The following is a 21816-nucleotide window of genomic DNA, read 5'->3' as shown; positions in this document are numbered from 1 at the left end:
GCCGGCGCATCGCGCCGGCCGTTTGCCGTAAGAAGCCCGAGATCAGGCAGCGATCTTCTGCGCGATCGCGGGCACCTTGGCCCGGGCGTCGTTGATCGCTTTGGCGCGCGCCTCGGGCGAGATCGCCACTCCCTCGACCCGCAGCACCGTCACGTCGGAGATGCCGATGAAGCCGAGAACCTGCCGCAGGTAGGGCTCGACGAAGTCGGTGGCCCCGTCATGCACGCCACCCGAGGCATAGACCACGATGGCACGGCGCCCGCCGGCGAGGCCCTGCGGGCCCTCGGCAGTGTACTGGAAGGTCTTGCCGGCGACGGCGACCGAATCGATCCAGGCCTTGAGCTGGTGCGGAATCGCGAAGTTGTACATCGGCGCGCCGATGACCAGCGTGTCGGCCGCCATCAGCTGCTCGACCGGGTCGCCGTCGAAGGCGGCCTCGGTCTCGGGATCGGCGAGGTCGCGGCGCAGCACGGTCTCGTCGGACTTGGAGGTCAGCTCGGCGACGATGGCCGCGGTGAGATCACGCGAGACCGAATTCTCGCCGAGAATGGAGCTGTCGATATGCAGGATGGTCATGGAATTCGTCCTCGATTGGAGATGCACCCTAGCTAGGGGCGCACAGCCACGAGGTGAACTCCGCATCCGCGCACATAAACTGCGCCGCGCCTCATATCTCTCTTGTCTTGAGCAGATCGCGGATGTCGGTCAGCAGCTCCTCCTGCGTCGGGCCTTTCGGCGCGGCGGGCACAGGCTCGCCCTTCTCGACGGCGGCGTCCTTGATCCGGTTCACGCCCTTGACCAGCAGGAACACCACCCAGGCGATGATCAGGAAGTTGATGACCGCCGTCAGGAAGGCGCCATAGGCGAAGACCGCGGCCCCGCTCTCGCGCGCGACCTCGAGAGAGCTGCCCGGAGGCACGTCGCCCGACAGCACGACATACATCGAGGTGAAGTCGATGCCGCCGAGGATCAGCCCGATCACCGGGTTGATCAGGTCATGCACGAGGCTCTGGACGATGGCGGTGAAGGCGGCGCCGATGATGATGCCGACCGCGAGGTCCATCACGTTGCCCTTGGCGATGAAGTTGCGGAATTCCTTGATCATCGGTGTCTCCTGTCCGGTTCGATCCCCTAGCTAACGCAGCCGGTCGCGATGCGTCACCGATCGGCGCGAAAGCCCGATAAGGGCGCGGCATGACGGCCACGGATGAGAAAGAGGGCGCACCTCGCGGTCGCCCCCCTCCCCCGTTCCGATGGGCGTGGCCTCAGCCGCGCAGTTCGCCGCCGGTGGCCTTGGTCACCTTCTCGACGATCTTGGCGCCCACGGCCTCGATCTCCTTCTCGGTGAGCGTCTTCTCGGTCGGCTGCAGCCGCACCGTGATCGCCACCGACTTGCGCCCCTCACCGAGCGAGCCGCCCTGGAACTGGTCGAAGACCCGCACATTGGAGATCAGCGCCTTGTCCGCGCCAGCGGCCGCGTTGACCAGGGTGAGCGCCTCGACCTTCGCATCTACCACGAAGGCGAAGTCGCGTTCGACCGGCTGCAGCGCGGGCGGCGTGAAGGCCGGACGCGCGGCGCCGTTCTGGCGCGGCAGTGGCACCTCCTCCGGCCAGAGCACGAAGGCCACTGCCGGACCTTTCACGTCGAGTTCCGCGAGCACGCGGGGGTGCAGTTCACCGAAGACGCCCAGCACCTTCTTGGGGCCGAGGCAGATCCGGCCATGACGGCCCGGATGCCACCAGCCCTCACCGCCGCGCAGGATCTGCACCTTGGCGGGCGCGCCCATGGAGGCGAGGACGGCCTCGGCATCGGCCTTGGCGTCGTAGAGATCGACGGGCCGCGCGGCGCCATGCACGTCCTTCGGGCCGGTCCGGCCGGTCAGCAGGCCTGCGACGCAGAGCCGCTGCTCGCCCGGCTCACCGCCCCAGAACACGTGCCCCGCCTCGAACAGCGCGAGATCCGCCTGCCCGCGCGCCTGATTGCGCGCGGCGGCGCGCAGCAGGCCCGGCAGCAGGTCGGGGCGCATGTGGCTCATCTCCGAGGAGATCGGGTTCTCGAGCCGGGTCGCATCCGAGCCGCCGCCGAACAGCGACGCGGCCTGCGCGTCGATGAAGCTGTAGGTGACGCATTCGTCGTAGCCGAGGCTCGCGGTGGTGCGCCGCGCCTTGGAAAGACGCGCCTGCATCGGCGTCAGCACGGGCTGCGCCACGCCTTCGGGGCGCGGCAACGGCACGCCTTGGAGCTTGGACAGCGAGGCGACGCGCGCCACTTCCTCGACGAGGTCGGCCTCGCCCTGGATGTCCGAGCGCCAGGCCGGGACATGCGCCGTCTCGCCATCGAGCCGGAAGCCCAGACGGTCGAGCGTCTGGCGCTGCTCCTTGACGGGGATCTCCATGCCGACGATCCGCGTCACCGCCTTCGGGTCGAAGCGGTAGGCGCGGCTATTGTCCGGCGTCGCCCCCGCGATCACCGATTTCGACGCCTCGCCGCCGGCATGGTCGACGATCATCCGCACAGCGATCTGCAGGCCGGTGGTGACGAAATCGGTATCGATGCCGCGCTCGAAGCGCTGGCGCGCATCCGAGTGGATCCGAAGCGCGCGGCCGGTCAGCGCGATCTGCACCGGGTTCCACAGCGCGCTTTCGACAAAGACGTTGGTGGTCTCCTCGGTCACGCTGGTGTCGACGCCGCCCATGATCCCCGCGAGGCTCTCGACGCCATTGTCGTCGGAAATCACGATCATGCCCTGATCGAGGGTGTAGGACTTCTCGTCGAGCGCGGCGAAGCTCTCGCCGCCCTCGGCGCGGTGCACCCGCAGATTGCCGGCCACCTTGTCGGCGTCGAAGACGTGCAGCGGCCGGTTCAGGTCGTAGGTGATATAGTTGGTCACGTCGACGAGGAAGCTGATCGGGCGCAGGCCGATGGCACGCAGCCGGTCCTGAAGCCAGTCGGGCGAGGGCCCGTTCTTCACGCCGCGGATGAGACGGCCCGCGAAGATCGGGCAGCCGTCGCGCGTGTCGGGCGCGATCTCGACGCCGATCGGGCAGTCGTAGCTGCCCTGCACCGAGTTCACTTCGAGCGGCTTCAGCGTGCCGACGCCGCGCGCCGAGAGGTCGCGCGCGATGCCGCGGATACCGAGCGCGTCACCGCGGTTGGGCGTGATCGCGATCTCGATGACGGGGTCGACCTTGGCGGGATCGTTCTCGGCCAGCCAGTCGGCAAAGCTCTGACCGACTTCGCCCGAGGGCAGCTCGATGATGCCCTCATGCGCGTCGCCCAGACCCAGCTCGCGCTCCGAGCACATCATGCCGTGGCTCTCGACGCCGCGGATCTTGCCGACGCCGATGGTGAAGTCGGGGCCGGGTACGTAGGTGCCGGGGCGGGCGACGACCACGGTGATGCCCTGCCGCGCATTGGGCGCGCCGCAGATGATCTGGTCCTCGCCGCCCGGCAGTTCGACCCGGCAGACCTGCAGCTTGTCGGCGTCGGGGTGCTTCTCGGCGGCGACGACCTTGCCGATGACGAAGTTCTCGAGGGCCGCGGCGGGGTTCTCGATGCCTTCGACCTCGAGCCCGAGATCGGTCAGCGCCTCGGCGATCTCGTCGACGCTGGCGGTGGTGTCGAGATGGTCCTTGAGCCAGGAGAGGGTGAATTTCATGTCGGTTGCCCTTTACTGGTCGAGATCAGCGCGCAGCGCGCGGAACGGTGTGCTCATGCAATCGCCGAGCGTCACGGTGAAGCCGGTCGGAAATTCCGGCTTGTCGAAAGCCACCACGGCATTGCCCCACATGGTGGAGCCGAACCCGTCGGGCCCCGTCAGCGTCGCGCCGCAGAAGCCCTCGCCTTCGGCGATCCAGTAGGCCTCGTGGACGCCGCGCTGCTGCCAGTTGCCGGCGAGGCCGGGGATGTAGAGACGGCCCTGCCCCGCATCCTCGGTCGGAATGGACAGGATGGCGGTGTCGCCCTCGTCGGCCTCGTAGGCAAGCGCGCCGAGGTCGGAGATCCACATCTCGTCGGCCGCGACCGGTCCGGCCACCGCGATGGCCAGTGCCGCATGGAAGGGGATGCGCATGAGGCTCACCCCCGCAACGTCGGCACGTCGAGCGCGGCGAAGCCGTAATGCTTCAGCCAGCGCAGGTCCGACTCAAAGAAAGCGCGCAGGTCGGGGATGCCGTATTTCAGCATCGCAAGACGATCGATGCCCATGCCGAAGGCGAAGCCCTGATACTTCTCGGGGTCGATCTTGGCGTTCTTGAGCACCTTCGGGTGCACCATGCCTGAGCCCAGCACTTCGAGCCAGTCGTCGCCCTCGCCGACCTTCACGGTACCGTCCTGCCAGCTGCACTGGATGTCGACCTCGGCCGAGGGCTCGGTGAAGGGGAAGTGCGAGGCGCGGAAGCGGGTCTTCACCTTGGTGCCGAAGAAGGCCGAGAGGCTTTCCTCCAGCACCCATTTCAGATGCGCCATGGTGATGTCGGTGCCGATGGCGAGGCCTTCGATCTGGTGGAACATCGGCGTGTGGGTCTGGTCGAAATCGGCGCGATAGACGCGGCCCGGGCAGATGATGCGGATAGGCGCGCCATTGGCCTCCATCGACCGGATCTGGACCGGCGAGGTGTGGGTGCGCAGCACGTGCGGCGGGCGGTGATCGCCCTCGGCGCGGTGGGTGTAGAAGGTGTCCATCTCGGCGCGGGCCGGGTGATGGCCGGGGATGTTGAGCGCGTCGAAATTGTACCAGTCGCTCTCGATCTGCGGCCCTTCGGCGACGGCGAAGCCCATGTCGGCAAAGACCGCCACCAACTCCTCGGTGACCTGGCTCACCGGATGGATCGTGCCGGAGCGCGCGGGCCGCGCGGGCAGCGTCACGTCGAGCCATTCGGTCTTGAGCCGCGCCTCGAGCGCGGCATCGGCGAGCGACGCCTTGCGCGCGGCCAATGCATCGGCGATCTCGTTCTTGAGCGCGTTGAGCTTGGGGCCCTTCTCCTGACGCTCCTCGGGCGACATGCCGCCCAGCGTCTTCATCAGGCCGGAAATCTCGCCCTTCTTGCCCAGCGCGCGGACGCGCAGATCCTCGATGCCCGCCTCGTCGCCGGCCTCGGCGATCAGCTCCAGATACCTGTTTCGAAGATCGTCCATGTCGTCACCCTTTTCTGCCGGACCGGACTAGCAGCCCGGCCCCGAAACGCAAGAAGCCGCGCGACCCCTTCGGGTGGCGCGGCTTCGAATCACTCTGTCGCTTGGCCTCAGGCCAGAGCGGCGCGCGCCTTGTCGACGATCGCGCCGAACGCCTCGGGCTCGTGCACCGCGAGATCGGCGAGAACCTTGCGGTCCACTTCGATGCCCGCGAGCGACAGGCCGTTGATGAAGCGCGAATAGGTCATCGCCTCGTCATGGGCACGGACGCCGGCGTTGATCCGCTGGATCCACAGGGCGCGGAAGTTGCGCTTGCGGGTCTTGCGGTCGCGGGTCGCGTACTGGTTGGCCTTGTCGACGGCCTGCTTGGCAACCTTGAAGGTGCGCGAGCGGCGATCGTAATAGCCTTTCGCCTGGTCGAGGATCTTCTTGTGACGGCGATGGGTAACGGTACCACCTTTGGTGCGGCTCATGTCCTGACCTCCTTAGCGCGCGTAGGGCATCATCGGCTTGATGATCTGCTCATCAGCCTTGGCGAGGATCGTGGTGCCACGGGCGTCACGGATGAACTTGTTCGAGCGCTTGATCATGCCGTGGCGCTTGCCCGCCTGACCGGCCTTGATCCGGCCCGAGGCCGTCACCTTGAACCGCTTTTTGCAGCTCGATTTCGTCTTCATCTTGGGCATTTCCATCTCCCTTCCGGAACGGTGGTGGGACCGTCCGCCTCGGCATGCCAAGAAGGCCGGACGAACGGGGTGAGCGCGCCGTATAGGCGGCACGCGGGCTCATGGCAAGGGGGCCTGCGCCCCCTGCCCTCATTCGGGATCGGCGTTGAAGATCAGCCGCTCGGAGCAGGGTGCCACGCGCAGGATGTTGGTGGTGCCCGGCGTGTTGAACGGCACGCCCGCGGTCACGACGATCATGTCCTGCTCGGTTGCCAGCCCCTGCTCGCGGGCACAGCGCGCCGCGTTGACAACCGCCATCTTGAAGCGGTCGACCTCGCCGGTGACGACGCAGTTGGTGCCCCAGGTCAGGCACAGGCGCCGCGCGGTGTTGCGGATCGAGGTCAGCGCCAGGATCGGCACGCGCGGCCGCTCGCGCGCCACCAGCGAGGCAGTGGTACCCGATTGCGAGAAGCAGCAGATCGCCTTGACGTTGGTGGTCTCGGCGATCTCGCGCGCCGCGGCGACGATGCCGTCGGCGACGGAGTTGTGCGCGACCTTGCGCGAGCTGTCGATCACCTCGCGGTAGGTCGGGTCGCTCTCCACCTCGTGGGCGACGTTGTCCATCGTGGCGACCGCCTCGATCGGGTACTGCCCGGCCGCTGATTCGGCCGACAGCATGATCGCGTCGGCGCCCTCGTAGATCGCGGTGGCGACGTCCGAGACCTCGGCGCGGGTCGGCATCGGGCTCTCGATCATCGATTCGAGCATCTGGGTCGCGACGATCACCGGCTTGGCGGCGGCGCGGCAGCGGCGCACGAGGCGCTTCTGGATCGGCGGCACGTTCTGCACCGGCAGCTCGACGCCCAGATCGCCGCGCGCGACCATGATGCCGTCGGAGACCGCGAGGATCTCGTCGAAGGCCTTCACGGCGGCGGGCTTTTCGATCTTCGAGAGGATCGCGGCGCGGCCCTTGCAGAGCTGGCGCGCTTCCTCGACGTCGGCGGGGCGCTGCACGAAGGACAGCGCCAGCCAGTCGACGCCCAGCTCGCAGACGAATTCGAGATCCTTGCGATCCTTCTCGGACAGCGCGGCCAGCGGCAGCACCACGTCCGGCACGTTCACGCCCTTGCGGTTCGAGATGGTGCCGCCGACGACGACTTCGCAATCGGCGTAATCGGCGCCGCAATCCTTGACGCGCAGGCGGATCTTGCCGTCGTTGACCAGCAGCGAGGCGCCCGGCTCGAGCGCGTCGAAGATCTCCTTGTGGGGCAGCCGCACCCTGGTGGCGTCGCCCTCGGCCTCGTCGAGATCGAGCCGGAACGACGCGCCCTCGGCCAGCTCTTCCTCGCCATTGGCGAAGGTGCCGACGCGCAGCTTCGGCCCCTGCAGGTCGGCGAGGATGCCGATCGGCGTGTCGAGATCCTGCTCGACCTGGCGGATGATCGCGTGGCGGGCCCGGATCTCGTCATGGGCACCGTGGCTCATGTTGAGCCGGAACACGTCCGCGCCAGCCTCGACCAGGGCGCGGATCACCTCGTAGGTGCTCGACGCCGGCCCCAGCGTTGCCACGATTTTCACATTGCGATGGCGCTTCATCAGGTGGATCCTCTCGACTGGCCCCATGGACGCGGTAGATGTTCGGTCGGGCATAGGCGGTCCGTTACCGCTACCAGGCCCGGTTCGGCGCCGTTATTGCGCAATTCCGGCTTCCTCACAACTGCCCGTGCGACACTTGAGCCAACGACAGCGGAGAACACCACAACTCATGACCTCGGAAGCCTACCGTATCACCGGCGCGGAACGCCGCTCGCGCTTCCTCGTGACCTGCGATCACGCGAGCAATCACGTGCCCGATTGGGTGAATGGCGGCGATCTCGGCCTGCCTTCATCCGACATGGCGCGCCACATCGCCTGGGACGTCGGCGCCGCCGGGCTGGCCGAGGCGCTGGCCGAACGACTCGACGCGCCGGCGATCCTGTCGAAATTCTCGCGGCTGGTGATCGATCCCAACCGCGGCGAGGACGACCCCACCCTGCTGATGAAGCTCTATGACGGCTCCATCATCCCGGCCAACCGCCATGCCGGCCCGGAGGAGACCGAAAGGCGGCTCGACCGGTTGCACCGCCCCTACCACGCGGCCTTGGGCGAGCTGGCGGCGCGGCAGGACGACACGGTGATCGTGGCGATCCACAGCTATGTCTCGCAGCTTCGCGGCCGCCGCCCCCGGCCCTGGCACGCGGCGATCCTGCACAGCCACCTCGATTCGCGGCTGGCCAATCCGCTGATCGCCCGGCTGCGCGAGGTGGAGGGGCTCGTGGTCGGCGACAACGAACCCTATTCGGGTCACCTGCCAGGCGATTCCATCGACCGCCACGCGCTGCGCCACGGCCGTCCCAACGTGCTGATCGAGGTGCGCAACGACCTGATCGAGGAAGTGGACGGCCAGATCGGCTGGGCCGAGCGCTTGGCGCCGATGCTGCGCGACATACTTCGCGAAACGGGACTGTAAGGGAGAGCGGCGATGAGCCGGATGGACGAGATCGACGAGACCACGCGCACCGAGATCGAGGCGGCGGCGTTCCGCAGGCTGCAAAAGCACCTGATGGAGGAGCGCCCGGATGTGCAGAACATCGACCTGATGAATCTCGCGGGCTTCTGCCGCAACTGCCTGTCGCGCTGGATGCAGGAAGCGGCGGCCGAGAAAGGCCACGAGATGAGCAAGGACGAGGCGCGCGAGGCCTATTACGGCATGCCCTACGACCAGTGGCGCGACCGGCACCAGACCGAGGCCACGGAGGCGACCCGCGCCGCATTCGACGCGGCGCAGAAGCACGAGGCGAGCGAGGGCTGAGCCCTCAGCCGTAGCGGCGCATCGACTCCAGCTCGATGGCGAGCCGCGTTTCCAGATCGGCGAGACGGCGCATTTCCTCGCGGCGCGCCGTCTCCTCGCTCAGCCCGGCGAGCCGCGCCTTCGTCTCGGCAATCTTCGCCTTCAGCGTCACCGCCTCGGGCTTGGCACCCGATTCGCGCATCAGGCGGTCGAGCACGGCATCGCCGGGCGCATGAAGATCCGCGATCGGCTTGCCCGCGCCCGGCAGGTTGTCGAAGGCGCCCTCGCGCTCGGCCTTGGCGATGGCCTGCCCGATCAGGTCGATCAGCGGATGGTCCATGCAGATCTCTCCCGGCGTCAGAGCCCGGCCTTGCGGCTTTCCTCGAGATAGATCTCGCGCAGCCGCGTCGCGACCGGGCCGGGCGTGCCCTGGCCCACGCTCGCGCCGTCGATCTCGACCACCGGCATCACGAAGGTCGAGGCCGAGGTGACGAAGGCCTCGTCGGCGGCCTGCGCCTCCTCGATGGTGAAGGCGCGCTCCTCCACCTTCATCTGTGCCTCGCGGGCGAATCGCAGCACGGCGGCCCGGGTGATGCCATGCAGGATCTCTTTGCCGAGCTGGCGGGTGATGATGGTGCTGCCCTTGACGATATAGGCATTGTTCGAGGTGCCTTCGGTCACCGCGCCCTCCTCGACCATCCACGCATCGTCGGCTCCGGCCGCCTTGGCCATCATCTTGCCCATCGACGGGTAGAGCAGCTGCACCGTCTTGATGTCGCGGCGGCCCCAGCGGATGTCGGGGATCGAGATCACCTTGATGCCGGTCTTGGCGGCCGGGCTGTCGGCGAGGCCGGGCTTGGACTGGGTGAACAGCACGACGGTCGGCTCGGTCTCATCGGACGGGAAGGCGAAATCGCGGTCGCCCGGCGCGCCCCGGGTGATCTGCATGTAGATCAGCCCGTCCTCGATGCCGTTGCGCGCCACCAGTTCGCGGTGGATCTCCAAGAGCGCCTCATTCTCCATCGGCTTGCGGATCTGCAGCTCGGACAGTGAGCGCTCGAGCCGTTTCGAATGTCCTTCGAAATCGATCAGCTTGCCGCCCAGCACGGAGGTGACCTCGTAGACGCCGTCGGCCATCAGGAAGCCGCGATCGAAGATCGAGACCTTGGCCTCGGTTTCGGGCAGATACTCCCCGTTGACATAGACGGTGCGGGTCATGGCGCTCTCCTGTTGGCTCTCGCTCCCCCTTCTGCCGCAAGGTGAAGCCTTGCGCCAGAGGCTCAGCCCCAGAGCGCCGCCTCGGCCGGGTGCAGCCCGGCGGCGTCGAAGCGCATCGGCGGATCGCGGTCGGCCGCCAGCAGCAGCGGCCCGTCGAGATCGACCATCGCGGCCCCCTGAGCGACCAGATGCGCCGGCGCCATGGCCAGCGACGAGCCGACCATGCAGCCGACCATCACCTCAAATCCGGCGGCTCGCGCCGCCGCGCGCAGGGCAAGGGCCTCGGTCAGGCCGCCGGTCTTGTCGAGCTTGACGTTGGCCATGTCGTACTTGCCCGCCATGCCGGCGAGGGAGGCGCGGTCATGGCAGCTCTCGTCAGCGCAGACCGGCACGGGACGGTCGAGGCCGAACAGCGCGTCGTCCTCGCCCGCCGGGAGCGGCTGCTCGACCAAGGCCACGCCGAGGCGCAGCAGATGCGGCGCGAGGTCGGCATAGATGGCGGCGTTCCACCCCTCATTGGCGTCGACGATGATCGTCGATGCCAGCGCGCCGCGCCGCACAGCTTCCAACCGCGGCATGTCGTCGGGTGTGCCGAGCTTGATCTTCAGGATCGGCCGATGCGCCTCCTCGCGCGCCCGCGCCTCCATCGCCTCGGCGCTGTCGAGCGACAGCGTGTAGGCAGTGACCAGCGGCACGGGCGACGCCAGCCCGGCGAGCCGCCAGACCGGCACCCCGGCCGACTTCGCCTCGAGATCCCACAGCGCGCAATCCACCGCGTTGCGGGCCGCGCCCGGCGGCAGCGCCTCTTGCAGCTCGGTCCGCGAAATGCCTTCCGGCAGGCCCTCGATCTGCGCCCGGACGCTGGCGAGGCTTTCGCCGTAACGCGCGTAGGGCACACATTCGCCCCGGCCTGCATGGCCCTCCCGGCAAATCCGCACGCTCAGCACCTGGGCGGCGGTCCGGCTGCCGCGGCTGATGGTGAAGGCGCGGGCGAGCGGGAAGCTTTCCTCGAAGACCTCGATCATGCGGCCCTCCAGCGCCACGCCCCGTCATCACCCATCTCGCGCCGGGCCCGGCCTTGCGCGACCAGCGCGTTCAAGTGACCCAGCGCCTCGGCCAAGGCCAGCCCGTAGCTGTCGCGCGTCACCGAGCGGCGGAACAGCGGCGCGAAGCAGTCGCCGCCGCGGCGCGGCACGGCGAGATGGGCCTCCAGCCGATCCAGCGCCTCGCGATGCCCTTGTGCCATCTGCGCGAGGCGTTCGGGCAGGCCGCGATAGGGCTTCTTGTGGCCCGGCAGGACCAGCTGATCGGAGCGGGCGTAGGCCGCCAGCCGATCGCAGGAGATGATCCAATCGGTGACGGGATCGTTCTCGGGCTCGGTCGGCTGCACGCCCAGATTGGGACTGATCCCGGGCAGCAGCTGGTCGCCGCCGATCACCAGATCGCCCCCTTCTTCCCAGAAGGTCGCATGTTCCGCGGCGTGCCCCTCGCCCATGCGGATGGTCCAGTCGCGCCCCCCCATGCGGATCGCGTCGCCCTCGCGGATACGGGTATAGGAGAGCGGCAGCGGCGCCACCCAGTCGGTGAAGTTGAAGGGCCGCTCGGTTCGGCGTTGCGACAGCAGCTCGGGGTCCATCCCGGCCCGGCGCCAGAAGGCCACCACCTCGCGCGGCGGCAGGCTCTGCTCCTCGGCGCGCAGCATCCGCGACAGCAGGTAGCCGGTACGCGGCATCACCAACTCGGCGCTGGAGGACGCGCAGAGCCAGCCGGCGAGGCCGACATGGTCGGGATGGTGATGGGTGACCACGACCCGGCGCAGCGGCCGGCCGCCCAGCGGCCCCGACAACAGTTCCTCCCAGACGGCGCGAATGCGGGTGGTGTCGAGGCCGGTATCGACGACGGTCCAGCCGTCGCCATCATCCAGCGCGTAGGCGTTGACGTGGTTGAGCGCCCACGGCAGCGGCAGCTGCATCCACAGCACGCCCGGCGCGACCTCGATCGCGGTGCCGGGCGCCGGGGGCTCGGAAAAGGGTGCGTGCGGCATGTTTCTCGTCATGCGTGGCTTGATGACGCAGCCATGCGGCCGCGTCCAGCCGCCTCAGACCGAGAGATCCCCGGCATCGAGGGCCATGACGCTCTCGGGTCCGGCCCGCAGCGCCGCAATATGCGCGGCCTGCTCGGGCAGCATCCGACGGATGTAGAAGGCCGCGAGGCGACGGCGCCGCCCCACCCCGGCCTGCGCCGCGCGCAGGTGGTAATAGGCCCCCAAGAGCCGGGCGAAGGCCCGCAGATAGGGCATTGCGCCGGCGAAGCGGTCCGCCGTCTCATGCTCCAGCAGCCATTCGGTCGCCTCGCGCATCGCCTCGGCCGCCTGCCAGACCGGCTCGGCCAGCTCGGCGACCCCGTCGCGCGCGGCCTTGGCGTCGGCCTCGATCTCGTCGATCAGGGCATAGGCCGCGGCGCCGCCATCCATCATCTTGCGGCCCACGAGATCCATCGCCTGAATGCCATTGGTGCCTTCGTAGATCGCAGTGATCCGGGCATCGCGCAGGAACTGGGCGGCGCCGGTCTCCTCGATATAGCCCATGCCGCCATGAACCTGGATGCCCAGATCGGCGACGTTGATGCCGGTCTCGGTGCCGAAGGCCTTGGCGATCGGGGTTAGCAACGCAGCCCGGGCCCGTGCCGCCCCGTCGCCCTCGCGGCCGAGGTCGATCGCCTTGGCGCAGGCCAGCGTGATCGCGCGAGCAGCGAAGGTTTCGGCCCGCATCCGGGCCAGCATGGCGCGCACATCGGCATGCTCGACGATCGCGCCCGACCCCCCGGCCCGGCCCTGACGGCGCTCCTGCGCATAGGCCAAAGCCGCCTGCGTCGCGGCCTCGGCCACGCCCACGGCCTGGGAGCCGACGCCGAGGCGGGCGTTGTTCATCATGGTGAACATCGCCGCCATGCCGCCATGCGGCTCACCCACCAGCCAGCCGGTCGCGCCGTCATACTCCATGACCGCGGTCGGCGAGCCGTGAATGCCCAGCTTGTGCTCGAGGCTGACCACCCGCAGGGAGTTGGCTTGGCCGGGCTTTCCCTCCGCATCGGGGATGAGCTTGGGGACGAGGAACAGCGAGATGCCCTTGGTGCCTTCGGCCGCGCCGGGCAGCCGTGCCAGCACCATGTGAACGACGTTGTCCGAGAAGTCGTTGTCGGCCCAGGTGATGTAGATCTTCTGACCGGTGATCCGGTAGGTCCCTTCGCCATCGGGCTCGGCCTTGGTCTTCAGCGCGCCCACATCCGAGCCGGCCTGCGGCTCGGTGAGGTTCATCGTGCCGCACCATTCGCCCGAGATCAGCTTCGGCAGATAGAGCTTCTGCAGATCGGGGCTGGCATGCCGCTCCAGCGCCTCGATTTCGGCCTGGGTCATCAGCGGGTTGAGCTGCAGCGCCAGGCAGGCGCCGCCCATCATCTCGTTGATGCAGGTCACGAGCGTCATCGGCAGCCCCATGCCGCCATGCTCGGGGGTCGCCGCCATGCCGACCCAGCCGCCCTCCGCGATCGCACGATAACCCTCGGCATAGCCGGGCGAGGTCCGCACCACCCCGTTCTCCAGCCGTGCCGGCTGCAGGTCGCCCGCCCGGTTGAGCGGGGCGAGAACGCCGTCGCACATCCGCCCACCCTCGGTCAGGATCGCGTCCGTGACATCGGGGGTCATTTCGGCATGCCGCACGGTCGCGGCGATGTCGGAAAAGCCGATGACACGCTCCAGAATGAAGCGGAAATCCTCGACGGGGGCGTTAAAGGGCATTGCGGGTCTCCTCCGGGGCATGGCATTCCGGAGCCCGGACGCCGCCGAGACACAGCCTGATACGGCGCCCCCCGACCTCGCAAGCCCGGACGCCACGTCATGACCCGACACCTCGATCCCGACGAGACCGGCCTGAAACGCGCCGCCGAGATGCTGCGCCGGGGCGGGCTCGTCTCCTTTCCGACCGAGACCGTCTACGGCCTCGGCGGCGACGCGACCGACGACGCGGCGGTGGCCCGGATCTTCGAGGCCAAGGGGCGGCCGAGCTTCAATCCGCTGATCGTGCACCTGCCCGACGCCGAGGCGGTCGAGGCCTATTGCGTCATGGACGACACGGCGCAGCGGCTGGCCTCGACCTTCTGGCCCGGTGCGATGACGCTGGTGCTGCCGATCCGTCCCTATGCCGGGATCTCCAAGCTGGTGACGGCGGGGCTCGACACGCTCGCCGTGCGCGTGCCCGATCACCCGCTGGCGCAGGCGCTCTTGCGCGAGACCGCGCTGCCGATCGCGGCGCCTTCGGCCAACCCTTCGGGCCGGGTCAGCCCCACCACCGCGAGCCATGTGCTGGCGGGGCTGGCGGGACGGATCGAGGCGGTGCTCGACGGCGGCCCCTGCGGCGTCGGCGTGGAATCGACCATCATCGACTGCACCGGCGTGACCCCGGCGCTGCTGCGCGCGGGCGGGCTTCCGGCCGAGGCGATCGAGGACTGCCTCGGCAAACCGCTGGCCCCGCCGCCGCCCAAGTCCGCCACCGCGCCCAGCGCGCCGGGCCAGCTGGCCTCGCATTACGCCCCCAAGGGTGTCGTGCGGCTCGATGCCACCGAGACGGAACCGGGCGAGACCTATCTCGGCTTCGGCCCTCTGGGCGCGGACATGAACCTGTCGCGCTCGGGCGATCTGGTCGAGGCCGCGGCCAACCTGTTCGACTGCCTGCACCAGCTCGACGCGATGGGGGCCGAACGGATCGCCGTGGCACCGATCCCCGATCACGGGCTGGGCCGGGCGATCAACGACCGCCTGAGGCGCGCCGCCGCCCCGCGTGGGTGACGAACTCCCAAAGGAGTTTCGGGACCCTCCGATGGGTTCCGGCGCGGCCGCTTTACCCGAACCGCGCAGGCCCCCTATAAGGCGCGCGCAGCATCCCGGAGCCCGCCCATGACCTTCCGTGCCCGTCATCTCCTGGGGATCGAACCCCTGCACCCGACGGAGATCACCGAGCTTCTCGACACCGCCCAGCGCTATGCCGAGCTGAACCGCCACGGCCGCGCCCCGCGCGACGTGCTGGCCGGTCTCACCCAGATCAACATGTTCTTTGAGAACTCGACCCGGACACAGGCGAGCTTCGAGATCGCCGGCAAGCGGCTCGGCGCCGACGTGATGAACATGGCAATGCAGGCCAGCTCGCTGAAGAAGGGCGAGACGCTGATCGACACCGCGCTGACGCTCAACGCGATGCGCCCCGACCTGCTGGTGGTGCGCCATCCCAATTCCGGCGCCGTCGACCTTCTGGCCCAGAAGGTGAACTGCGCGGTGCTGAACGCGGGCGACGGGCGGCACGAGCATCCGACGCAGGCGCTCCTCGACGCGCTGACCATTCGCCGCGCCAAGGGGCGGCTGCACCGGCTTTCGATCGCGATCTGCGGCGACATCGCCCATAGCCGCGTCGCGCGCTCGAACATCATGCTCTTGGGCAAGATGGAGAACCGCATCCGGCTCATCGCGCCCCCCACCCTGATGCCGTCGGGCGTGGCCGAGTTCGGCGTTGAGGTCTTCGACGACATGGAGGAGGGCCTCAAGGACGTCGACGTGGTGATGATGCTGAGGCTCCAGAAGGAGCGAATGGATGGCGGCTTCATCCCCTCCGAGCGCGAGTATTTCCATCGCTACGGGCTGGACGCGGCGAAGCTCGCGCACGCCAAGCCCGACGCCATCGTGATGCATCCCGGCCCGATGAACCGAGGCGTCGAGATCGACGGCACCATCGCCGACGACATCAATCGAAGCGTGATCCAGGAGCAGGTGGAGATGGGCGTCGCGGTGCGCATGGCCGCGATGGACCTGCTGGCGCGCAACATGCGCGCGGCCCGAGACCAGACCGGGGTGATGGCATGAGCACCCTATTCACCAATGCACGGCTGATCGATCCCGAGCGCGGCGAGACGCGCGGCGCCCTTCTGGTCGAGGCGGGCCGCATCAAGGCGGTCATCGAGAGCGGCGATCTTCCGCAGGCGGCCGAGGTGATCGACTGCCGCGGCCACTGCCTCGCGCCGGGCATCGTCGATCTCGGGGTGAAGGTCTCGGAGCCCGGCGAGCGCCACAAGGAGAGCTTTGCCTCCGCAGGCCGCGCGGCGGCGGCGGGCGGCGTCACCACGATCGTCACCCGCCCCGACACCCTGCCCGCGATCGACACGCCCGAGACGCTCGAATTCGTCGTGCGCCGCGCCCGCGAGGACAGCCCGGTCCGGGTGCTGCCGATGGCCGCGCTCACCAAGGGCCGCGAGGGCCGCGAGATGACCGAGATCGGTTTCCTCAAGGATGCCGGCGCGGTGGCCTTCACCGATTGCGACCGGGTCGTCACCGACACCAAGGTGTTCTCGCGCGCCCTGACCTATGCCCGCTCGCTCGGCGCGCTGGTGATGGCGCATGTGCAGGAGCCGGGCCTGTCGAACGGCGCCGTCGTGACCTCGGGCAAGTTCGCCTCGCTGCGCGGCCTGCCGGGCGTGTCGCCGATGGCCGAGCGTATGGCGCTCGACCGCGACATCGCGCTGCTGGAGATGACGCGCGCGCGCTACCACGCCGATCAGATCACCACCGCCCGCGCCCTGCCCGCGCTGGAGCGCGCCAAGAACAACGGGCTCGACATCACGGCGGGCGTCTCGGTGCATCACCTGACGCTCAACGAGTTCGACGTCGCCGACTACCGCAGCTTCTTCAAGCTCAAGCCGCCGCTGCGGGCCGAGGAGGACCGGGTCGCGGTGGGCGAAGCGCTGGCCTCGGGGCTGATCGACATCCTGTGTTCGATGCACACCCCGCAGGACGAGGAATCGAAGCGCCTGCCCTTCGAGGAAGCGGCCTCCGGCGCGGTCGGGTTGGAGACGCTTCTGCCCGCCTCGATGCGGCTGGTGCATGGCGGCGTGATCGATCTGCCGGGGCTGTTCCGGGCGCTGTCGCTCAACCCCTCCAAGCGGCTCGGCCTCGAGACCGGCCGGCTGGCCAAGGGCGCCCCCGCCGATCTGGTCTGGTTCGACCCCGACGCCCCATTCGTGCTCGATCGAGCCACACTGCGCTCGAAATCGCGCAACACCCCCTTTGATGGCGCCCGGCTCGAAGGCAGGGTGCTCGGGACCTGGGTGGCAGGTCGGAGCGTAACGGAGACCCGCTGATGCCCTTGATGGAAAGCCCGACCGCCCTGCTGATTCTCTGGGCTGTCATCGGCTACCTGCTGGGCTCGATCCCGTTCGGCCTCGTGGTCACGCGGGCAATGGGTCTGGGTGACGTGCGGGCCATCGGCTCGGGCAATATCGGCGCGACCAACGTGCTGCGCACCGGCTCCAAGGGGGCGGCGCTCGCGACGCTGCTGCTCGATGCGGGCAAGGCCATCGCCGCGGTCATCCTGGCGCGGATCTTCGCTGCGGAGGATGCCGCGCAGATCGCCGGCGCCGCCGCCTTCGCCGGGCATTGCTACCCGGTCTGGCTGCGTTTTCGCGGCGGCAAGGGCGTCGCGACGATCCTCGGACTGCTGATCGCGCTGAGCTGGCCGGTGGGCCTCGCGGCCTGCGCCACCTGGCTCGTCGCAGCCTTCGCCTTCCGCTATTCCTCGCTCGCCGCGCTGCTCGCCGCCGGGCTGGCGCCGGCCTGGGCGCTGCTGCTCGGCGAGGGACGGATCGTGCTTCTGGCGGTCGTGCTCGCGGCGATCCTTTATGCCCGTCACGCCGCCAACATCGCGCGGCTCAGGGCCGGGACCGAGCCACGGATCGGCGCGAAATAGCCTGTTTCCGAGCAGTCGATTGCATCGACGCACCGAAACGGCGATGGTCCCGGCACCGCGCGGGAGAGGTGCGGCACGACCCTGAACGCCGGAGCGGCCCCGACATGACCGAGACGCCGCGACAGCCGGAGACGCCGATGGAGGGCCGCAAGAGCCTCTCGACGGCGCTGCTCCTCGCCCTGTTCCTCGGCCCCTTCGGGGCGCATCGCTTCTACATGGGCCGTCGTGGCAGCGCGACGATGATGCTGTTGCTGGCGGTCACCATCGCAGGGCTTCTGGTCTGCCTGGCGTGGCTCATGATCGACCTGCCGCGCATTCCCGCGATGATCCGCCAACACAACGCCGCCCTCGCGCAGCGCCGCGCGATCGAAAGCCGCGCCAGGGCGCATGGCTTCCCGGCGCTGAGCTGAAGGCGGCAGCGCCTCAGTACGAGTGCGCCGCGTAGATCCGGCTCAGATCGCCGTTCCACTCGCCATGATACTCGGCCAGCAGCTCGTCGGCCGGGGTGCGGCCGGTCTCGACGCTTTCCTTGAGCGCGGCGAGGAAATGGGTCTCGTCGGGCACCAGCCCGCCATCTCCCGGCCGGGCGCGCGCCTTGAGCCCCGTCTCGGCGATCTCCACCGCCTGGCGCGCCAGTTCGTGCATCGACAAATCGCCGACCCGCGCCTGCAGCCCCTGCTCGGAGGCCGCCACGCGCAGCGCCTCGCGGGTCTCGGCGTCCCAGCCCTTCACCATGTCCCAAGCGGCGTCGAGCGCGCCCGCATCATAGGTCAGGCCGACCCAGAAGGCGGGCAGCGCACAAAGCCTACGCCACGGGCCGCCATCGGCGCCGCGCATCTCTATGAACTTCTTGACCCGCGCCTCGGGGAAGACCGTGGTCAGGTGGTCGGCCCAGTCCGACAGAGTCGGCTTCTCGCCCGGCAGCGCCGGCAGTTTGCCCTTGAGGAAATCGCGGAAGGACTGGCCCAGCGCGTCGATGTATTTCCCGTCGCGATAGACGAAGTACATCGGCACATCGAGCACCCAGTCGACGTAGCGCTCGAACCCCATGCCTTCCTCGAAGGCGAAGGGCAGCATGCCGGTGCGCGAATCGTCGAGGCCCCGCCAGATCCGCGAGCGCCAGGATTGCATGCCGTTGGGCTTGCCCTCGAAGAAGGGCGAGTTGGCGAAGAGCGCGGTGGCCACCGGCTGCAGCGCCAACGCGACGCGCAGCTTCTTGACCATGTCGGCCTCGGAGGAGAAGTCGAGATTCACCTGCACCGTGCAGGTGCGGTACATCATCTGTTTCCCGTGGGTGCCGACCCGGTCCATGTAGTCGGTCATCAGCCGGTAGCGCCCCTTGGGCATCATCGGCATCTGGTCCTGCGTCCATTCCGGCGCGGCGCCGAGCCCGATGAAGCCCACACCGATCTCGTCGGCGACTTCCTTCACCTCGGCGAGATGGCTGTTCACCTCGTCGCAGGTCTGGTGGATCGTCTCCAGCGGCGCGCCCGACAGCTCGAACTGCCCGCCCGGCTCGAGGCTGATATTGGCGCCGTCGCGCTCCAGCCCGATCAGCTTGCCCTGCTCCTCGACCGGCGACCAGCCGAAGCGGTCGCGCAGCCCTTCGAGCATGGCGCGGATCGAACGCGGCCCCTCATAGGGCAGCGGCAGCTGCGTGTCGCGGCAATAGCCGAACTTCTCGTGCTCGGTGCCGATGCGCCAATCGGCCTCGGGCTTGCAGCCGGAGGCCAGGTATTCGGCGAGCTGGGAGTGATGCTCGATCGGCCCGCCGCCGGACTGGGGGATGGACATGGGCGTGGCTCCTATCGTGCAAGGCGGGGCTACAGGTGTCGCGCATGGGCGCCCAAGTCAATGGTCGGGCGGTGCGGTTTCGCGCGCGGGGCCTGCGCGCCGCCGCACCTTGCCGTCAGACCGGCGCGAGCCGCGCAGGCCGGGTCCAGACAGTGACGACGTCGCGGGCCTCGCCGTTGAGCAGCTCGATCATCGGTCCGCGCTTCAGCCCCGGCAGCGCGGAGAAGGCGTCGAACAGCGCCTCCGCGCCCTCTGCGGTTACCGGGATCGCCAGCACCTCGGAGCCGGTTTCCAGCAGCCAGTGCGCCGGGGTGCCGCGCCGGTCGAGCCTGAGCCGCCGCACCGCGTCGAGATCGACCGTGCCGCCGGTCAGCGGCCCCATATAGGCTACGCGGCCTTCGTCGATCTTCAGGATGCCGGGCCCCTGCCCCTCCTGTCGGAATCGCCAGCGCTGCACGCCGCCCACGACGAGCCCCGCGCCCAGCGCGACCAGACCCCAGCCCAGCCATTGCAGGATGCCGAAGCTGGTGAGCGCCCACCACAAGCCGAGCGCCGCCACGCCGATCCCGGCGATCACCTCGCGCCCGCGCCACAGCGCCGCGCGCGCCTCAGGGCGCAGCAACTCAGCCATCGCAGCGCTCGACCTTGCTGGCCTTGGTCGCGTCCGGCCACGGAAACGCAGGACAGCTCACCGCCAGTCCCCGAGCGTCGTCTGCCACAGCGTCAGTGCCGCAACCGCCGCCGTATCGGCGCGCAGGATGCGCGGGCCAAGGCTCACCGGATGGGCATGATCGAGCCCGCGCAGCCGCGCTCGCTCCTTGTCCGAGAACCCGCCCTCGGGCCCGATCAGCACCGCCCAAGGCCCCGGCGTGTCCGGCAGCCTTCCAGTTTTGCCCACCAGCGTCTCGTCACAGAACATCAGGCTGCGCTCTTCGGGCCAACCGTCGAGCAGCTTTGCCAGCTTCACCGGCTCGGCCACCTGCGGCACATAGGTGCCGCCGCATTGCTCGGCGGCCTCGATGGCATGGGCCCGCAGCCGGTCGACGCGCACGCGCTCGGAATTGGTGAACTCGGTCAAGACGGGGACGATCCGCGCGGCGCCCATCTCGGCGGCCTTCTCGACGATGAAATCGGTACGCGCCTTCTTGATCGGCGCGAAGCACAGCCACAGATCGGGCGGCGGCTGCAAGGGGCGGGTCTGCGCGCCGATCTCCAGCGTGCCGCCCCGCTTGCTCGCCTGCGCGATGGAGGCGTCGAACTCGCCCGAACGGCCGTCGAAGACCGAAATGACGGCCCCGGGGCCAAGCCGCATCACCCCGGAAAGGTAATGCGCCTGCGCCGCCTCGAGCGGAACGGTTTGCCCTTCGGCCAGAGGGTGATCTAGAAACAGCCGGACCTTGGATGCCATGGGGCGGACCATATGAAAGCGGCGGAACGGATGCCAGAGGCCGAAGAGGGCAGCGTCGCTGACGCGGTGGCGGGCAACTGGGTGGATCGCCTCGCGCCGCGCCCCACCCGCCCCTATCTGCGGCTGAGCCGCGCCGACCGCCCGATCGGCACATGGCTGTTGCTGCTGCCCTGCTGGTGGGGGCTGCTGCTGGCGGCGCTTTCCACCGGGCACTTCGGCCTCGAGGGCGCCTGGATCGCCATCGGCTGTGCCCTGGGGGCGTTCCTGATGCGCGGGGCGGGCTGCACCTGGAACGACGTGACCGACCGGCATATCGACGGCTCGGTCGCGCGCACCCGCTCGCGGCCCATCCCGTCTGGACAGGTGCGGGTGGTGCAGGCGCTGATCTGGATGGCGACGCAATCGCTGATTTCGCTGATCATCCTGCTCACCTTCGACTGGGCCGCGATCTGGCTCGGTGTCGCCTCGCTGATCCCGGTGGCGATCTACCCCTTCGCCAAGCGCTTCACCTGGTGGCCGCAAGTCTTTCTCGGCCTCGCCTTCAACTGGGGCGCCCTGCTGGCCTGGGCGGCATTGGCGGGGTCGCTGTCCTGGGCGCCGCTGGTGCTCTACCTATCGGGCATCGCCTGGACGCTGTTCTACGACACGATCTATGCCCATCAGGACGCCGAGGACGACGCGCTGATCGGCGTGAAATCCACCGCCCGGTTGTTCGGCGACCGCTCCAAGGTCTGGCTGCGCGGGTTTCTGGTGGCGACCGTGCTGCTGATGGGGCTCGCGGTGCTGCTGGCCGCGCGCGACCGTTCGGTTCTGTCGCTGGTCGTGGCGCTGGGCGGGCCCTGGGCGATGGGCTGGCACATGGCCTGGCAGCTGACGCGTTTCGACCCGTCCGACAATGCCGGGCTGCTGCGGCTGTTCCGCTCGAACCGCGACGCGGGGCTTCTTCCCGTGCTGTTTTCCGCCGTGGCCTTGGCGCTGTGATT

Annotated in this window: 24 protein-coding genes; 8 read left to right on the top strand and 16 right to left on the bottom strand. The window is 69.0% G+C overall.

Annotated elements, in window-relative coordinates; genetic code table 11:
- Positions 1 to 42: 42 nt before the first annotated feature.
- The 8 genes from FHS00_RS13800 to pyk all read right to left on the bottom strand — a co-directional run bounded on the left by FHS00_RS13800 (position 43) and on the right by pyk (position 7395).
- Positions 43 to 576: an FMN-dependent NADH-azoreductase gene (locus FHS00_RS13800; protein ID WP_183474672.1), complete on the bottom strand. Its 534-nt coding sequence runs from the start codon at positions 574 to 576 to the stop codon at positions 43 to 45.
- Positions 577 to 667: 91 nt separating this feature from the next.
- Complete coding sequence (gene mscL, locus FHS00_RS13795) at positions 668 to 1105, bottom strand: large conductance mechanosensitive channel protein MscL (RefSeq protein ID WP_183474671.1); 438 nt, start codon at positions 1103 to 1105, stop codon at positions 668 to 670.
- 160 nt (positions 1106 to 1265) lie between these two features.
- Positions 1266 to 3659, bottom strand: coding sequence for a phenylalanine--tRNA ligase subunit beta (gene pheT, locus FHS00_RS13790; protein WP_183474670.1), 2394 nt, complete (start codon positions 3657 to 3659; stop codon positions 1266 to 1268).
- A gap of 12 nt (positions 3660 to 3671) precedes the next feature.
- Positions 3672 to 4073 (bottom strand): hypothetical protein, encoded by a 402-nt coding sequence (locus FHS00_RS13785; RefSeq protein WP_183474669.1) that lies wholly within the window; start codon positions 4071 to 4073, stop codon positions 3672 to 3674.
- 5 nt (positions 4074 to 4078) lie between these two features.
- Positions 4079 to 5137: a phenylalanine--tRNA ligase subunit alpha gene (pheS, locus tag FHS00_RS13780; protein WP_183474668.1), complete on the bottom strand. Its 1059-nt coding sequence runs from the start codon at positions 5135 to 5137 to the stop codon at positions 4079 to 4081.
- 107 nt (positions 5138 to 5244) lie between these two features.
- Positions 5245 to 5607 (bottom strand): 50S ribosomal protein L20, encoded by a 363-nt coding sequence (gene rplT, locus FHS00_RS13775; RefSeq protein WP_183474667.1) that lies wholly within the window; start codon positions 5605 to 5607, stop codon positions 5245 to 5247.
- Between the two features lie 12 nt (positions 5608 to 5619).
- Positions 5620 to 5820, bottom strand: a complete 201-nt coding sequence (gene rpmI, locus FHS00_RS13770; protein ID WP_183474666.1) for a 50S ribosomal protein L35 — start codon at positions 5818 to 5820, stop codon at positions 5620 to 5622.
- A gap of 129 nt (positions 5821 to 5949) precedes the next feature.
- The gene (pyk, locus tag FHS00_RS13765) at positions 5950 to 7395 is read right to left on the bottom strand and encodes a pyruvate kinase (RefSeq protein ID WP_183474665.1); all 1446 of its coding nucleotides are present in this window, start codon (positions 7393 to 7395) and stop codon (positions 5950 to 5952) included.
- 169 nt (positions 7396 to 7564) lie between these two features.
- Between pyk and FHS00_RS13760 the strand changes: the two genes are divergently transcribed.
- Positions 7565 to 8308, top strand: a complete 744-nt coding sequence (locus FHS00_RS13760) for an N-formylglutamate amidohydrolase (RefSeq protein ID WP_183474664.1) — start codon at positions 7565 to 7567, stop codon at positions 8306 to 8308.
- Positions 8309 to 8329: 21 nt separating this feature from the next.
- Entirely contained in the window at positions 8330 to 8650 is a 321-nt protein-coding gene (locus FHS00_RS13755; protein ID WP_183474683.1) for a DUF1244 domain-containing protein, read from the top strand.
- 4 nt (positions 8651 to 8654) lie between these two features.
- Here the strand turns inward: FHS00_RS13755 and FHS00_RS13750 are convergent, their stop codons facing one another.
- The 5 genes from FHS00_RS13750 to FHS00_RS13730 form a co-directional block, all read right to left on the bottom strand.
- Positions 8655 to 8969, bottom strand: a complete 315-nt coding sequence (locus FHS00_RS13750) for a DnaJ family domain-containing protein (protein WP_183474663.1) — start codon at positions 8967 to 8969, stop codon at positions 8655 to 8657.
- A gap of 17 nt (positions 8970 to 8986) precedes the next feature.
- Positions 8987 to 9847, bottom strand: coding sequence for a D-amino-acid transaminase (locus FHS00_RS13745; RefSeq protein WP_183474662.1), 861 nt, complete (start codon positions 9845 to 9847; stop codon positions 8987 to 8989).
- A 62-nt stretch (positions 9848 to 9909) separates the two neighbouring features.
- Positions 9910 to 10872 carry an N-acetyl-D-Glu racemase DgcA gene (gene dgcA / locus FHS00_RS13740; protein WP_183474661.1) on the bottom strand — a complete coding sequence of 321 codons (963 nt, stop codon included), beginning with the start codon at positions 10870 to 10872 and terminating at the stop codon, positions 9910 to 9912.
- Positions 10869 to 11891, bottom strand: a complete 1023-nt coding sequence (locus FHS00_RS13735; RefSeq protein WP_246391333.1) for an MBL fold metallo-hydrolase — start codon at positions 11889 to 11891, stop codon at positions 10869 to 10871. The genes dgcA and FHS00_RS13735 overlap by 4 nt, the downstream gene beginning before the upstream one ends.
- A gap of 54 nt (positions 11892 to 11945) precedes the next feature.
- Complete coding sequence (locus FHS00_RS13730) at positions 11946 to 13643, bottom strand: acyl-CoA dehydrogenase family protein (RefSeq protein WP_183474659.1); 1698 nt, start codon at positions 13641 to 13643, stop codon at positions 11946 to 11948.
- Between the two features lie 99 nt (positions 13644 to 13742).
- On the opposite strand from FHS00_RS13730, the gene FHS00_RS13725 reads away from it, so the two are divergent.
- The 5 genes from FHS00_RS13725 to FHS00_RS13705 all read left to right on the top strand — a co-directional run bounded on the left by FHS00_RS13725 (position 13743) and on the right by FHS00_RS13705 (position 18041).
- Complete coding sequence (locus tag FHS00_RS13725) at positions 13743 to 14690, top strand: L-threonylcarbamoyladenylate synthase (protein ID WP_183474658.1); 948 nt, start codon at positions 13743 to 13745, stop codon at positions 14688 to 14690.
- Between the two features lie 108 nt (positions 14691 to 14798).
- Entirely contained in the window at positions 14799 to 15755 is a 957-nt protein-coding gene (locus tag FHS00_RS13720; protein ID WP_183474657.1) for an aspartate carbamoyltransferase catalytic subunit, read from the top strand.
- Positions 15752 to 17026 carry a dihydroorotase gene (gene pyrC, locus FHS00_RS13715; protein ID WP_183474656.1) on the top strand — a complete coding sequence of 425 codons (1275 nt, stop codon included), beginning with the start codon at positions 15752 to 15754 and terminating at the stop codon, positions 17024 to 17026. The genes FHS00_RS13720 and pyrC overlap by 4 nt, the downstream gene beginning before the upstream one ends.
- Complete coding sequence (gene plsY / locus FHS00_RS13710; protein ID WP_183474655.1) at positions 17026 to 17631, top strand: glycerol-3-phosphate 1-O-acyltransferase PlsY; 606 nt, start codon at positions 17026 to 17028, stop codon at positions 17629 to 17631. The genes pyrC and plsY overlap by 1 nt, the downstream gene beginning before the upstream one ends.
- A gap of 104 nt (positions 17632 to 17735) precedes the next feature.
- The gene (locus tag FHS00_RS13705) at positions 17736 to 18041 is read left to right on the top strand and encodes an NINE protein (RefSeq protein ID WP_183474654.1); all 306 of its coding nucleotides are present in this window, start codon (positions 17736 to 17738) and stop codon (positions 18039 to 18041) included.
- Between the two features lie 13 nt (positions 18042 to 18054).
- On the opposite strand, the gene FHS00_RS13700 is transcribed toward FHS00_RS13705, so the two are convergent.
- From FHS00_RS13700 to FHS00_RS13690, 3 genes are all read right to left on the bottom strand, one after another.
- Complete coding sequence (locus FHS00_RS13700) at positions 18055 to 19425, bottom strand: glutamate--cysteine ligase (RefSeq protein ID WP_183474653.1); 1371 nt, start codon at positions 19423 to 19425, stop codon at positions 18055 to 18057.
- A gap of 115 nt (positions 19426 to 19540) precedes the next feature.
- The gene (locus FHS00_RS13695) at positions 19541 to 20056 is read right to left on the bottom strand and encodes a hypothetical protein (protein ID WP_183474652.1); all 516 of its coding nucleotides are present in this window, start codon (positions 20054 to 20056) and stop codon (positions 19541 to 19543) included.
- A 57-nt stretch (positions 20057 to 20113) separates the two neighbouring features.
- Positions 20114 to 20833, bottom strand: a complete 720-nt coding sequence (locus FHS00_RS13690) for a 16S rRNA (uracil(1498)-N(3))-methyltransferase (RefSeq protein WP_183474651.1) — start codon at positions 20831 to 20833, stop codon at positions 20114 to 20116.
- Between the two features lie 12 nt (positions 20834 to 20845).
- Here FHS00_RS13690 and ubiA point away from each other — a divergent pair, with 12 nt between their 5' ends.
- Positions 20846 to 21814, top strand: coding sequence for a 4-hydroxybenzoate octaprenyltransferase (gene ubiA / locus FHS00_RS13685; protein WP_183474650.1), 969 nt, complete (start codon positions 20846 to 20848; stop codon positions 21812 to 21814).
- Positions 21815 to 21816: the final 2 nt, after the last annotated feature.

The organism is Limimaricola variabilis (assembly GCF_014195545.1).
GTDB classification, from domain to species: Bacteria; Pseudomonadota; Alphaproteobacteria; order Rhodobacterales; family Rhodobacteraceae; genus Limimaricola; species Limimaricola variabilis.
Note: the sequence above shows the minus strand (reverse complement) of the source record. Positions and strands in the feature narration are given on the sequence as shown.